The organism is Glycomyces sp. NPDC046736, from assembly GCF_040645615.1.
Lineage (GTDB): Bacteria > Actinomycetota > Actinomycetes > Mycobacteriales > Micromonosporaceae > Glycomyces.
Genome location: NZ_JBEYYO010000001.1, coordinates 308,057 through 320,839, shown reverse-complemented (window position 1 = coordinate 320,839; position 12,783 = coordinate 308,057). Strand labels below are relative to the sequence as shown.

The window sequence follows — 12,783 nt, the reverse complement described above, 5'->3', positions numbered from 1 at the left end:
GCGACCTTGGCGGACCGACGAGGCCCGCCCGAGCAGCGCCGCGACGCTAGGATCAGACATCCATAATGCAGGCCCGCCTCGCGTTCATGTTGCGTCGCTCGGCGATCGCGAAGCCCCGTCTGAAAGCTGCATCCATGTCCGCACCCCTCTCGTCCACCCGCAGAACGACCGTGGAGACGACGGCGATCGTCAGCGCCGTCGCGGCCGTCTTCGCGGCTTCAACGGCCTTCCTGTTCTCCTCCAGAGGCAGCCCCCTGTGGATCGGCTTCGCCGTCGGCGCCCTGCTCGCAGCGGGCATCGGCTGGATCCTGTGGCGACGGGTCCGCTCCTACATCTGCGTTCTCAGGTACCGGAGCCGCATCCGCGGCAACCGCTACATGAACACCGTGATGCTGCTCGGGGCGGTCTCGCGCGCGCTCCCCGACCTCACGCTCGAGGACGTGTACGTCGACGTGGCGCTCCGCAACGACGAGACCGACGGCGAAGGCCAGAAGGTGTACGGCTGGTCGCCGGGACGCCCGGGCGAACGGGCCACGCTCGACGACTTCCTCCTCCGCGGCGACGGCCTTCAGTTCGCGATCTACGGCATGCCGGGCTCGGGCAAGTCCACCCTGCTCAGATCCACCGCCATGCGCATGTCGCGGACGATCCGGCCCCGAGCTCCGATCCCCATCCTCGTGGTCCTCGCCCATCACACCGGCCAGATCGTGGAGGACCCCGACATCGACCTCGCCGAGATCGCCGCCGGAGCGCGCTGGCTCAACCGCGACGACGTCCCCGCCCACGAGGTGCGACGATGGCTGTCCAATGGCCGCTGCGTGATCATGCTCGACGGCCTCGACGAGGTCCCCGAACGGCACCGCCCCGCGATCATGCTCTGGGCCGAGCAGCAGCACGGCGGCTACCAGGATTGCAGCCTGGTCGTCACCTCCCGGGAGCTGGGATTCGAATCGGCGAGATTCGACGCGGCCGACCTGGTGCTGGAGGTCTGCCCGCTGACGCGGGACCAGATCGACCTCTTCGTGGCGAACTGCTACCGCGCCTTCCAGAAGGGAGGCGAGCTGACCGAATCGGCGGCCAAGGTCGAGTCATCCGCGCTCCTGGCGGGACTGAGGGCCGATCCGGCGCTCTACGACCTCGCGAGCACTCCGCTGATGCTGCAACTCATGGTGTTCGTCCACCGCAACAGCGACGACGGCCTGCCCGCGAGCCGCGGGGAGCTGTACGAGCGCATGGTGCAGATGCTGCTACACGAAAGACGCAGCAGGGTCAAGCTCTCCACTCCGTCAAGCCGGCTGGAGCTGGGGCCCAAACTCCGGATCGTGCAGCGCCTCGCATTCGAGATGATGCTCGGCCAATCGGTGCAGTTCGATCCCCTCCCTCTGATCAGGAAACTGCTCGACGAGTTCGACGTGGAGGTGTCGGCTCAGGAGATGCTCCGCGACCTCCGCGAGAACGGGCTGCTCTCCCGGGTGGAGTCGAACTCGGAGACGTACACGTTCGCCCACTTGTCGTTCCAGGAGTACCTGGCGGCGAAGGAGATCCGAGAACAAGGGAAGGTCGGGACGCTGCTCGACCGCATCGGTCAGCGCTGGTGGCGTAATACGGCGCTGTTCTGGGCGAGCGCTTACGATCCGAACCCGCTGATCGAGGCGTGCGCGGAGGCCGGCACCGCGGAGGCCTGGTCGCTCGCGATCGAGCTTCGGAACGAGGCCGAACTCGGAGGGGGCGATATCGACCCGCGGCTGACCGATCGCATCGCAGCGTTCCTGGCCGCGGAACATCCGGTCGACAGCGAGGAACACCAGGTCGCCTGCACCGAAGCCATCAGGCTGAACCTGGGCGACGTCGAATTCTCCAGTGCCGGAACGATCTGCGTCAAGCCGGTGGGCGGCGACCTCTACCGGATGTTCGCCAGAGAGGAGCTGGCCAGGGGATTCCATTCCTCGTCGCATCGCTTCGGGCCCGGCGGCGAGGTCATGGGGCTGTGGCCTTCGGAAGTGAACTCGTTCATCAAATGGCTCTCGCAATTCGAGCACCATGGTTTCAGCTACCAACTGCCTCAGGTCGACACGCGCAAGCAGCTGGAGAACCTCGCCGAGATCCGCCGACTGGAGACAGGGAGCATCAGCTCCTTCTGGGCGATCTGGCACGGACAGGTGCGTCCGTGGAACCTCGATGAAAAATGGATCAAGGGATACCGTCTGTCCGAACAGGAGCTGGACCTCTGGCTCCGCGCAGACTGGCGATTCATGATGAGCCGCTTCGATCTGACCGGACCGCATGAACCGGCCCGTGCCGCCGCGCGGCAGATCAGGAGCGCCTGCGGCGCCCTGAAGGACATCACCGACTGGTACCGGAACCGAGTCGGAAGCACCACACTGCCCAGGGATTCCACTTCACCCTCCGCGAAGGCGCTCGCGGCCTACCGCGCGCACGTCGACTCGTTCACCGGAGTCGTCGACGAGCTGCACAGTTTCGCCGGTGCCGAGTCCGTCAACCTCCTGGCGATGCTGCGACTCATGAACTCGAACCGCAACCCCCCCGAGCCGTGGCCCTGCTGAGGTCCCCGCGTTCCCCGCGGCGGCCGTCAAGGAGCAGTTCACCCGGCTGAAGGACGCGGTTCGAGCAGCGGTGCAGGTCTCGTTCCGCCTGCACCGCGACTGCTATAGCGACAACGGCAACGCCCCGGGATTCCTCGGCACCGCCGGGGCGCTCCTGCTCGCCTGCCGACTTCCGGCCGACGGCACACCGACGGCGTACAAGCTTCCCAGGCGACTGGCCAACGCAGTCGAGGCGCCATTCCTGTCCGTATTCCCTCACGAGCTTCCGGGACTGCTGGACCAGGTTGTCCAAATCCATGGGGCAGACGCGAAGGCCCACCGCCTTCGCCCTCGCCGACTGATCGCCGACATGCTCACCGAAATGCGGCAGCCACTCGCCGACTTGGCCTCACGCCGAGTCGCCGTCGACCTGGAGATGCTCGCTTCAATGCGGATCGCGCTGTACGCAGTCGCGATCTGGAGCGAAGCCGATCTAAACGATTCCCTATGGACCTGCGTAACAGGTCTGGCCGTGATCGAAGCGCGCCATCGCGGCAGGCTCGACATGGACGAGAAAATCGTACTGGTAAGGGAAGACCCGGGCTGAGCACTGCAAGGCCGTGACGGGGCCGTGACGGACCCGACGTGGACATCCCTTCCGGCGAGGCCACAAAAGAGCGCATCACGGCCACGTCGACCGCGGTGATCGGGCCGTCGGTGTCGAGGGTGAAGCCGGACACGGTCTCGTGTCGGGCTTTGAGCTCGGCCCAGATCGCCGCCTCGGTCCAGTCCTCGGGCCGGGTGTCGGGCAGGACCTGGAGGTAGAAGCGGCTGACGGTGTCCGAGCGCATCGAATGCAGCGAGAAGCCGCGCTCGGGGCCGGTAGGCGATCGCGCGGGCGATGGCCACGCGCCGCTGCATCCCGCCGGAGAGCTGCCAGGGGTAGGAGCGGGCGAAGCCGGAGAGGTCGACCATGTCGAGCGCCTCGGCCACGCGCCGGGCCCGTTCGGAGCGCGACAGGACCAGGCGCCGCAGCGGCAGGTCCACATTGGCGCTCACGCGCATCCACGGGAAGAGACTGCGGCCGTACTCCTGGAAAACCACGGCGATGTGCTCAGGCGGTCCCGACACCTTCACGCCGTCGACCAGGGCCTCGCCGCGGGTGGGCTCCAGGAGCCCGGCCACGCAGCGCAGCACCGCTTCGAGCCCACGCCGGTCGCGGTCGGCGCGCGCGGGGCCGACCAGCTGCCCGGGTCGTTGATGTTCGACGTGGTCGAGTGCGAGGGCAGGCCCGTCTCCCATCAAGGCGCCTCAACGGTCAGGAGTCGGCCGTTGGCCAGGCGTATTCGGTGATCGGCGCCCGCGGCGTCCTCGAGGTCGTGGGTGGCGAGCACGACCGTCACACCTCGTGCACGCTCCTCGGCCAGCAGGGCCGAGATCTGCGCTTTGGCCTCGTCGTCCAACCCGGTAGCCGGTTCGTCCAACAGGAGCAGGTCCGACTGCTGTGCGAGCCCTTGAGCCAAGAGGACGCGCTGTCGCTGCCCCCCGGAGAGGGTGCTCAGTCGACGATCGGCGAGGGCGGCGACGCCGAGTCGTTCCATGCACCGCCGGACGATGGAGCGGTCGTCCCCAGTGAGGCGGCGCCATGCCCCTCGATGCGCCCACCGTCCCATGGCCACGACCTGCCAGACGGTGATGGGCAGCGCGTCAGGGACCTCGCTGCGCTGGACCACCAGCGAGGCGCGGCTCGCATGAGTCCGGCGCACCGACCCCGTCGACGGAGGGTGAACGCCGGAAAGGACGCCGAGCAGCGTGGACTTCCCCGATCCGTTGTGGCCCGTCACGGCCGTCACCTGTTGCGCTGGAATCGAAGCGGTCAGTCGGTGCAGGACGGTCGCGGCGCCGTGGCGGGCGCTCACCTCATTCAGCTCGATGGCGTTCGGCATGTCGGGGATCACTCTCAGGGCCGTTGTTAAATGAAAACGATTATCATTATAGTTCCTGCCATGGAATGGTTGACCGATCCCTTCGAGGTCGGCTTCGTGGCACGGGCGCTATGGGGCGGGCTACTCGTCTCCGTGATCTGCGGACTGGCGGGCACCTGGGTCGTGCTGCGCGGCATGGCCTTCATGAGCGACGCGATGGCGCACGGCATGCTGCCGGGCGTCGCGATCGCCTCGCTGCTCGGCGGCAGTCTCCTGCTTGGCGCCGCACTCAGCTCGGTCGCGATGGCCCTCGGCGTCACGGCGCTCGCTCGCACCTCTCGGCTCTCCCAGGACACCGGGATCGGGCTGCTGTTCGTCGGCATGCTCTCGACTGGCGTCATCATCGTGTCCCATTCCCGGTCCTTCGCCGTCGACCTCACCGGGTTCCTGTTCGGCGACGTGCTGGCGGTCCGCGGCACCGACCTCCTGGTCCTGGCCGGGGCGCTGGCTCTCGCGCTGCTGCTCACGATCGCCTTCCACCGTTCCTTCGTGGCTCTGGCGTTCGACCGGCGCAAAGCCGCGACACTCGAGCTGCGGCCCCGCCTGGCCCACGGGCTGATGGTGTCGCTGCTGACCCTGGCGATCGTGGTCTCCTTCCACGTCGTGGGCACGCTGCTGGTCTTCGGCCTGCTGATCGCTCCACCTGCGGCCATGGCGCTGTGGGCCGACCGCATCCCGGCGATCATGATCGGCGCCTCCGTGCTCGGCGGCATCGCCACCGTCTGCGGACTGCTCATCTCCTGGCATCTCGGGACGGCCGCCGGCGCGATCATCGCCGCGTTCGCCGTCGCCTGCTTCTTCGTCTCGGTACTGGCCACGCTGGTGCGCGATCGACTCCGTGTCACCGCAACGCCTTTGAAAGGACACTGAATGCAGATGGGAACGAGGGCGGTCGCCGCGACCGCTGTATGCGCGCTGCTGGCGAGCTGCTCCAGCGGCAGCGGCACACCTCGCGCCGAGGACGAGCCCACCCCGCACGGGTACGTCGAGGGCGCCGAGGAGACCGCCGAAGCACAATGGCGCCTCGTCATCGCCGAGGCCGCGACGGGGGCGGTCCACCTCTTCGACCCGGTGACCGAGGAATCGACTCAGGTCGCCACCGTCGACGGTGCGCTGTCGGCGGGGACCGACGGCCGCTTCGTCTACATCGGCGGCGACTCCGGAACCCAGATCATCGACAGCGGCGTCTGGACCGTCGACCACGGCGACCACGTGCACTACTACAAGGCCGAACCCAGATCGGTCGGCGCGATCGAAGGCACCGGATTCGCACCGGTCGGCGACCCGGCCGTCACGGTCCTCAACTCCGAGCGCGAAGTGCTGCCGCTCGACCGCGGCGCACTCGAAGACGGAGAGGTCTCACCGACCGGTGAGCTTCGGGCGCAGGCGGCCCTCGCATACGACCAGCGCTTGCTGGCCGTCGTCGACGGCGCGGTCCAGGTCCTGGGCCGCGACGGGACCTTCGAGTCCGAGCTGGCCGAGCCGTGCCCGGACCCGCAGGCCGCGACCGTCACCAGGCGCGGCGCCGTGTTCGCCTGCCGGGACGGCGCACTGCTGATCAGCGGTGAGGACGACCTGACCGCGGAGGCCGTCCCCTACCCCGAAGGGGGTGTCGAGGGCGGCTTCCACCACCGCCCCGGCACCGCGATGCTGGCCGCCCGCAACCGGACCGGCGACGTCCTGGTACTGGACCTCGAGGAACGGCGGTGGCGGGAGCTCGATGCGCAGAACGCGGTCGCGGTGAGCGCAACCGGCGAGGACTCCCCCGTCCTGGTGCTCACCGAGGACGGCGCGCTCCACTCCTTCGACCCCGCCACCGGTGCCGAGCTCGCCCGGATCGAGCTGACGACCGTCGCTGAGAGCGCCTCGCCGACGATCCAGGTCGACACCGCTCGCGCATATGTCAACGACCCTGACGGCAACGCGGTCTACGAGATCGACTACCGCGACGACCTGCGCCTGGCGCGCACCTTCGATCTCGACTTCCAGCCCGACCTCATGGTGGAGACCGGATGGTAGCCGGGTTCAAGCGACGCGCACTGGTGTCGCTGCCGCTGATCGCCGCGGCCGGTCTGTCCGGCTGCGCCGCATTCGGTTCCGACCGGTCCGGCATCGTCGTCACCACGAACATCCTGGGCGACCTCACACGGAACGTCGTCGGCGACCAAGCCGAGGTCACCGTGCTGATGGGATCGGACGCCGACCCCCATTCCTTCGGCGTCTCCGCGCAGCAGGCGGCCTCACTCGAAGGGGCCGAGCTGCTGGTGCACAACGGACTCGGGCTGGAGGAGGGCGTCTTCAGCCATGTCGAGGCGGCCGTGGCGTCCGGAGTGCCCGATCTGGCCGTCGGCGAGCACGTCGACCCGATCGACTACACCGCCGACGAGTCGGCCGGGCGACCCGATCCGCACTTCTGGACCGACCCCGTGCGAGTCGGCGACGCCGTCGACCTCATCGCCGACCAGGTGATCGAGCACGTCGAAGGCGTCGATGCGGCGCAAGTCCGCGCCAACGCCGACGCGTACCGGAAGCAGATCGACGACCTGCACGAGTTCGCCACCGAGCAGTTCGGCACGATTCCCCAGGAGCATCGCAAGCTCGTCACCGACCACCACGTCTTCGGGTATCTGGCGCAGCGCTACGACTTCGAGATCATCGGCGCGGTCATCCCCAGCGGCACCACACTCGCCTCACCCAGCGGATCCGATCTGAAGGACCTGGCCGACGCCGTCGCCGAATCCGGTGTCCCCGTGGTCTTCGCCGACGCCTCGCAGCCGGACCGACTGGTCCAGGCCATGGCCGAAGAGGCCGATGTGCGCATCGAGATCGTCCCGCTGTTCACCGAATCGCTCACCGGACCCGGCGGGGGTGCCGGGACCTACCTGGAGATGGCCCGGAGCAATACCGAGGCCATCACCGCAGGCCTCGGCGCGGCATGATCCGTCCGCGCCGTGCGAATCCCGTTCAACGACAAGAGAAGGCAATGCGCATGAGAATTCGTACCCTGGCGGTGCCCCCGCTCCTGGCCGGCGGGCTCCTGCTCGCGGGCTGCTCGGCCCCTGCCGAAGAAACCGCTGAGGAGCAGCCGATCGAAGTGGCCGACGCCGTCGTCGTCACCTATGACGGCGGCATCTACGTCCTCGACGGCACCACCCTCGAAGTGATGGCGGACCTCCCCCTGGAGGGCTTCAACCGCCTCAACCCCGCCGGAGACGGACGGCACGTCCTGGTCTCGACCGCAGACGGCTTCAGGGTCATGGACGCGGTCTCAGCCGAACTGACCGATGCCGAGTTCGCCGCTCCCAAGCCCGGTCACGCGGTCAACCACGCCGGTGTCACCGCGCTGTTCGCGGACGGCACCGGGGAGGTCACCGTCTTCGACCCCGACGACCTGGGCGACGGACTGCCGGAGGCCGAGACCTACACGACAGAGCAGCCGCACCACGGCGTGGCCGTGCAGCTCGAGAACGGCGAACTGCTGGTGACCCTCGGCGACGAGGAGACCCGCTCGGGCATCGCGGTGCTCGACGCCGACCGCAATGAGGTCACCCGCAGTGAGGAGTGCCCCGGCGTGCACGGCGAATCGGCCGCGCTCGACGAGGCGATCGTCGTCGGCTGCGAGGACGGCGTGCTGATCTACCGAGACGGCGCCATCACCAAGGTCGACAGCCCCGACGAGTACGGCCGCATCGGCAACACGCGCGGGCACGATGATTCCCCCTTCATCCTCGGCGACTACAAGGTCGACCCCGACGCCGAGCTCGAACGCCCCGAGCGGGTGTCCATCATCGACACTCAAACCGGCGAGCTCCGGCTGCTGGATCTGGGCACCAGCTACAGCTTCCGGTCCCTGGCTCGCGGTCCGGAGGGCGAAGGCCTGCTGCTGGGGACCGACGGGGCGCTCCACGTCATCGACATGGAGCAGGCCACGGTGGTCGAGTCCTTCCCGGTGGTCGAGGCATGGGAGGAACCGCTCGAATGGCAGGAGGCCCGCCCCTCCGTGTTCGTCCGCGGCGACACCGCTTTCGTGAACGATCCGATCGCCTCGAAGATCTACGCGGTCAACGTCGCGACCGGTGAGGTCACCGCAGCTACCGATCTGCCGAACCCGGCCAACGAGATGACCGGCGTCTGAGCGACGCCGACCCACTTTCGGCCGCCGCAGGCCCGGTCGGGCCTGCGGCGGCCCCTGAAATCCGATCTACGTCTCATGACGGAACCACGAAAGCGGCTCCCCGCGTACCACGATCACGACGCTCGTCCCGGCCCGCGCCAACGCCCCGGCGATGCCCGAACTGGCAGGCGTCTCCGCAGTCTGGTCGCTACGCGGTTACGCGCTCTTCGGTCGGCTGCTCGGATGGCTTGCGTTTCCTGAGGAGGACGAGGCCGTAGACCAACAGCGGCAGGCCGACCAAGAGCAGCGGGATGATCGAAGTCGCCTCGTCGCCGGTCCCGGAGCCGTCCCCAGAGGAGGGCCCGAACCAGATCCCGTTGGCGTCGACGAGCGCGTGCAAGACGATGCCGAGCCAGATGGTGTTCGTCCGCAGCAGCAAGGCCGCGAACCCCACGCCGAAACCGAACGCGTAGCCGACCTGGACCAGCGTGGTGCCCAGTTCGGCTCCGTTGAAGAGGTTGATGAGATGGGCGAGGCCGAACATCAGCGATGAAACCATGACCGCCATGAGGACGCCGTTCGGTCGCGATCGCCACGCCACCAGCAACGGCAAGAGCACAAGACCGCGAGTGAGCACCTCTTCGAAGAAGCCGACGAGGAACACGTTCGGGACCGCGATGCTCAACCACTTCGCGTCGAACTCGAACTGCGACTGCTGTGCCTGAAGCATGAAGAGCACGACGATCATCAGGGCGGGGAACCACGCGAGTTTGAGCGTGCCCCGGGCGAGGGGCCCGGCGAGGCCGACGGTCCGCCACCACCCCAGGGCCAGCACGATCGCGAGGACCAGCAGGGCCGCGAGCCCTTCACCGATCAGGTCCCTGGCCTCCCGCGCGTACACGGACCCGCCGATGCCGGAGAGCAGCAGGCGGGGCACGAACTGCTGGAACGCGAACACGAACGCGAGCAGGACGAGGGCCGACCACACCGGGTGCCGGAATACGACCTCGGCCCATCTCGGTGTGCTCGCGCCCCGAACGATCTCGGCCCGCGATTCGGCCATGCGTCCACTCAGATAGTCCGTGTCCATAGTGTCGGATGGTAGACAACCACGGACCGGGAGGAGACCACTCGAGCACATCCCGAGGAGCTCCACGCAAGGTCGAACGTCGACGCAGGACCACCACCGGCGGGCACGACGCCCACCCGAGTGAGGAAAGCCGAGGCGGCGGGCAGGCCGCCGCCTCGGCCGAGTCGATCAGAGCGCGCGGATGTTCGCGGCCTGCATGCCCTTCTGGCCGCGTTCGACGTCGAACTCGACGTGCTGGTCTTCCTCGAGGTTCCGGTGACCGGAACCGCTGATCGCCGAGAAGTGCGCGAACACGTCCGCCGACCCGTCGTCGGGGGCGATGAAACCGAAGCCCTTGTCAGCGTTGAACCATTTCACGACGCCAGTGGCCATGTCGTGTCTCCTTCATTTTCATTGTGATTGACCGCGATGCGGTCGAGGAGCGCCGGCGGTGCCGACGCGATGGTCATGGTGATCGGGTGAGCGAACCTGCGAGAGGTTCGACGGACGCGATCAACTCCAACTCCAGCACCACGGACGCGTCCTGGAGCGATTCATGGACACCGAGCGCCTGCGCGCACGGACCGTGCAGCGAGTAGCGGCTGTCGGCGACCGACGCGTAGCCGGCGAACTCGCCGTCCATTGTGGCGGCGTATAGGTCGTCCGCGGCTCGCTTCCACAGGATTCGGCCTTGTGAAGCGGTATGTGGTGAAGTTGAAGAGATGTCTACCTGATTCGTTGAGTGTTGAAACGTCGCTCCGTCATGGAGCAGATGACGTTGAGAATGCTCGAAACATGTCGAACATATGAAAATCGTCAGGGCGAACTGGTCGCATGCGACGATCAAGTTCAGTTGCGGTCGAAGAGCGGCGAAATCAGCCGCTGAGATTCAGCGTACACCAATGCTCAGGCCGCGAAGCCGTCGGTGCGGCGGTCCCAGGCCCGGTGTGCGGCGATCGCTTCGGCGAAGTCGTCGAGGAACGCGTCGGGGACGTCGCCGCCGTCGGCGGCCGCGGTGATCACCCCGGAAGCGGCGGGGTCGATCCGCGCGGTCTCCAGCAGCTCGGTCCCCGTACCGAACGCGGCGATCGCCTTGCCGTGCTTGAAGGCCTCGGCCACGAAATGGACGGCGCCCCCGTCGCGGCTCAGGGCCTCGACGCTGTCGGTCCCGGCGGGGACGGCGACGGCGTCGTAGAGAACCGAGGCCATCGTGGGGAGGGCGCGGTCGACCATGACGTCCTCGCCGCTCGCGGACCGGACGGTGCCGTCGGTCAGGCCGATGACCTCGGGGACCGCGCCGCGGCGGTGCAGGTCGGCGACGAGGCGGGTCAAGCCCGTACCGTCCACGCCGTCCGCGGCGAGGATCGCGACCTTGCGGGTCGCGACCGACCGCACCGGGTCGGTGAGCTGCGACAGCGCCGGGGAGGTGGGTCCTTCCGGTTGCGCGCCTTCGGTGGGTTCGGGCACGCCGACGCCCGCGGCGACTCGCTGTGCGAGCTCCAGGTCCACGAGGCGGATCTGGTCGACGACGCGGGCGCGGATGTCCTTGTCGGTGACCTTGCCCAGCTCGAACCGGAACGCGTCCACGATGTGCTCGGCCTCCACAGGGGTCATCGAGTGCCAGAACAGCGCGGCCTGGCTGTAGAAGTCCTTGAACGACTCCGAGCGCTCCCTGATCTTGGCGCCCTCGACCTTCTCCTCGTAATGGCGGTATGAGCGCTCCGCGCCCGGCGCGGGGCTGTCGCCGGAGATCGAGTTCTTGTTGTACGAGGTCTCGGAGGTGTGGATGCGGTGCTGGCCGTAGCCGTCGCGCTGGTCGTTGTGGACCTCGGCGACCGGCCGGTTGACCGGCAGGTGCGCGAAGTTCGGGCCGCCCAGGCGGATGAGCTGCGTGTCCAGATAGGAGAAGTTGCGGGCCTGGAGCAGCGGGTCGTTGGTGAAGTCGATGCCCGGCACCACGTTCGCGGTGTGGAACGCGACCTGCTCGGTCTCGGCGAAGAAGTTGTCCGGGTTGCGGTTGAGCGTGAGCTTCCCGACCGGGCGCACCGGGACCTGCTCCTCGGGGATGAGCTTGGTCGCGTCGAGCAGGTCGAAATCGAACGCCTCCTCGTCCGCTTCGGGCACGAGCTGGACGCCGAGTTCCCATTCGGGGAAGTCCCCGGCCTCGATCGCGTCCCACAGGTCGCGGCGGTTGAAGTCAGGGTCCGCGCCGGAGACCTTCTGGACCTCGTCCCACACCAGCGAATGCGTCCCGAGCGCGGGAGTCCAGTGGAACTTCACGAACGTGCCGTGCCCGGCCGAATCCACCAGGCGGAACGTGTGGACGCCGAAGCCCTGCATCATGCGGTAGGAGCGCGGCAGGGCGCGGTCGGACATGAGCCACATGATCGCGTGGAGCGTCTCGGGCTGGAGCGACACGAAGTCCCAAAGCGTGTCGTGCGCCGAAGCGGCCTGCGGGATCTCGTTCCTCGGTTCGGGCTTGACCGCGTGCACGAAGTCGGGGAACTTCGCGCCGTCCTGGATGAAGAACACCGGGAAGTTGTTGCCGACCAGGTCGTAGTTGCCTTCCGCGGTGTAGAACTTGGTCGCGAAGCCGCGCACGTCCCGCGGCGTGTCCGCCGAGCCCCTCGAACCGGCGACGGTCGAGAACCTCACGAACACCGGCGTCTCCTCAGCCGGGTCGGTCAGGAACGACGCGGTGGTGAACTCCCCCAGCCAGTCCTCGTACGGGCGGAAGACGCCGTACGCGCCCGCGCCGCGCGCGTGCACCACGCGCTCAGGGATGCGCTCGTGGTCGAAGTGGGTGATCTTCTCCCTGACGTGGAAGTCCTCCATCAAGGTCGGGCCCCGGCCGCCGGCCTTGAGCGAGTCGTCCGTGTGATCGACCCGCACCCCCTGCTGGGTGGTCAGCGCCTCGTCGGCGTCGACGACCCGGTCGCGGTCGAGCTGCTCGTCCTTGCGGTCGCGTGCGGCCTCACCGGTCATGACGATCCCCCTTCGTCGTTTCCCCCACAGGTACCTACCCGCGGCGGGCGATGTTAAACAGCGGTCACCGGGCCGCCGCGGGTAGGT

General features: G+C 68.0%; 11 protein-coding genes and 1 pseudogene. 6 read left to right on the top strand and 6 right to left on the bottom strand.

From position 1 onward, the window contains the following. Positions 1–134 precede the first annotated feature (134 nt). Positions 135–2,564, top strand: a complete 2,430-nt coding sequence (locus AB0B28_RS01470) for a hypothetical protein (RefSeq protein WP_360114609.1) — start codon at positions 135–137, stop codon at positions 2,562–2,564. Positions 2,565–2,634: 70 nt separating this feature from the next. After that, the gene (locus AB0B28_RS01465; RefSeq protein WP_360114849.1) at positions 2,635–3,150 is read left to right on the top strand and encodes a hypothetical protein; all 516 of its coding nucleotides are present in this window, start codon (positions 2,635–2,637) and stop codon (positions 3,148–3,150) included. A gap of 269 nt (positions 3,151–3,419) precedes the next feature. Here the strand turns inward: AB0B28_RS01465 and AB0B28_RS01460 are convergent. Both AB0B28_RS01460 and aztA read right to left on the bottom strand, forming a co-directional pair. Further along, a pseudogene (locus AB0B28_RS01460) lies at positions 3,420–3,740 on the bottom strand (ATP-binding cassette domain-containing protein); the annotation flags it as partial. Between the two features lie 104 nt (positions 3,741–3,844). Further along, the gene (gene aztA, locus AB0B28_RS01455; protein WP_360114606.1) at positions 3,845–4,489 is read right to left on the bottom strand and encodes a zinc ABC transporter ATP-binding protein AztA; all 645 of its coding nucleotides are present in this window, start codon (positions 4,487–4,489) and stop codon (positions 3,845–3,847) included. 60 nt (positions 4,490–4,549) lie between these two features. Between aztA and aztB the strand changes: the two genes are divergently transcribed. The 4 genes from aztB to aztD are packed head-to-tail and all read left to right on the top strand — an operon-like array spanning position 4,550 to position 8,663. After that, positions 4,550–5,398 carry a zinc ABC transporter permease AztB gene (gene aztB / locus AB0B28_RS01450; protein ID WP_360114603.1) on the top strand — a complete coding sequence of 283 codons (849 nt, stop codon included), beginning with the start codon at positions 4,550–4,552 and terminating at the stop codon, positions 5,396–5,398. Continuing rightward, positions 5,399–6,547: a hypothetical protein gene (locus AB0B28_RS01445; RefSeq protein ID WP_360114600.1), complete on the top strand. Its 1,149-nt coding sequence runs from the start codon at positions 5,399–5,401 to the stop codon at positions 6,545–6,547. It begins immediately after the preceding gene. Beyond that, positions 6,541–7,467 carry a zinc ABC transporter substrate-binding protein AztC gene (aztC, locus tag AB0B28_RS01440; RefSeq protein ID WP_360114597.1) on the top strand — a complete coding sequence of 309 codons (927 nt, stop codon included), beginning with the start codon at positions 6,541–6,543 and terminating at the stop codon, positions 7,465–7,467. The genes AB0B28_RS01445 and aztC overlap by 7 nt, the downstream gene beginning before the upstream one ends. A 44-nt stretch (positions 7,468–7,511) precedes the next feature. After that, positions 7,512–8,663, top strand: coding sequence for a zinc metallochaperone AztD (gene aztD, locus AB0B28_RS01435; RefSeq protein ID WP_360114594.1), 1,152 nt, complete (start codon positions 7,512–7,514; stop codon positions 8,661–8,663). A gap of 187 nt (positions 8,664–8,850) precedes the next feature. Here the strand turns inward: aztD and AB0B28_RS01430 are convergent, their stop codons facing one another. From AB0B28_RS01430 to AB0B28_RS01415, 4 genes are all read right to left on the bottom strand, one after another. Next, positions 8,851–9,732, bottom strand: coding sequence for a CPBP family intramembrane glutamic endopeptidase (locus AB0B28_RS01430; RefSeq protein ID WP_360114591.1), 882 nt, complete (start codon positions 9,730–9,732; stop codon positions 8,851–8,853). Between the two features lie 168 nt (positions 9,733–9,900). Continuing rightward, positions 9,901–10,104, bottom strand: a complete 204-nt coding sequence (locus tag AB0B28_RS01425; protein ID WP_360114588.1) for a cold-shock protein — start codon at positions 10,102–10,104, stop codon at positions 9,901–9,903. Between the two features lie 73 nt (positions 10,105–10,177). Then, positions 10,178–10,354 (bottom strand): hypothetical protein, encoded by a 177-nt coding sequence (locus AB0B28_RS01420; protein WP_360114585.1) that lies wholly within the window; start codon positions 10,352–10,354, stop codon positions 10,178–10,180. A gap of 263 nt (positions 10,355–10,617) precedes the next feature. Further along, positions 10,618–12,696, bottom strand: a complete 2,079-nt coding sequence (locus AB0B28_RS01415; protein WP_360114582.1) for a catalase — start codon at positions 12,694–12,696, stop codon at positions 10,618–10,620. Positions 12,697–12,783 lie beyond the last annotated feature (87 nt).

Bases quoted from the DNA above. Each gene is read 5' to 3' on its own strand.
- aztC (WP_360114597.1), top strand. From the start codon at position 6,541: ATGGTAGCCGGGTTCAAGCGACGCGCACTGGTGTCGCTGCCGCTGATC.
- AB0B28_RS01445 (WP_360114600.1), top strand. From the start codon at position 5,399: ATGCAGATGGGAACGAGGGCGGTCGCCGCGACCGCTGTATGCGCGCTG.
- aztA (WP_360114606.1), bottom strand. From the start codon at position 4,489: ATGCCGAACGCCATCGAGCTGAATGAGGTGAGCGCCCGCCACGGCGCC.
- AB0B28_RS01420 (WP_360114585.1), bottom strand. From the start codon at position 10,354: ATGGACGGCGAGTTCGCCGGCTACGCGTCGGTCGCCGACAGCCGCTAC.
- AB0B28_RS01470 (WP_360114609.1), top strand. From the start codon at position 135: ATGTCCGCACCCCTCTCGTCCACCCGCAGAACGACCGTGGAGACGACG.
- aztB (WP_360114603.1), top strand. From the start codon at position 4,550: ATGGAATGGTTGACCGATCCCTTCGAGGTCGGCTTCGTGGCACGGGCG.
- AB0B28_RS01430 (WP_360114591.1), bottom strand. From the start codon at position 9,732: ATGGACACGGACTATCTGAGTGGACGCATGGCCGAATCGCGGGCCGAG.
- AB0B28_RS01415 (WP_360114582.1), bottom strand. From the start codon at position 12,696: ATGACCGGTGAGGCCGCACGCGACCGCAAGGACGAGCAGCTCGACCGC.
- AB0B28_RS01425 (WP_360114588.1), bottom strand. From the start codon at position 10,104: ATGGCCACTGGCGTCGTGAAATGGTTCAACGCTGACAAGGGCTTCGGT.
- aztD (WP_360114594.1), top strand. From the start codon at position 7,512: ATGCGCATGAGAATTCGTACCCTGGCGGTGCCCCCGCTCCTGGCCGGC.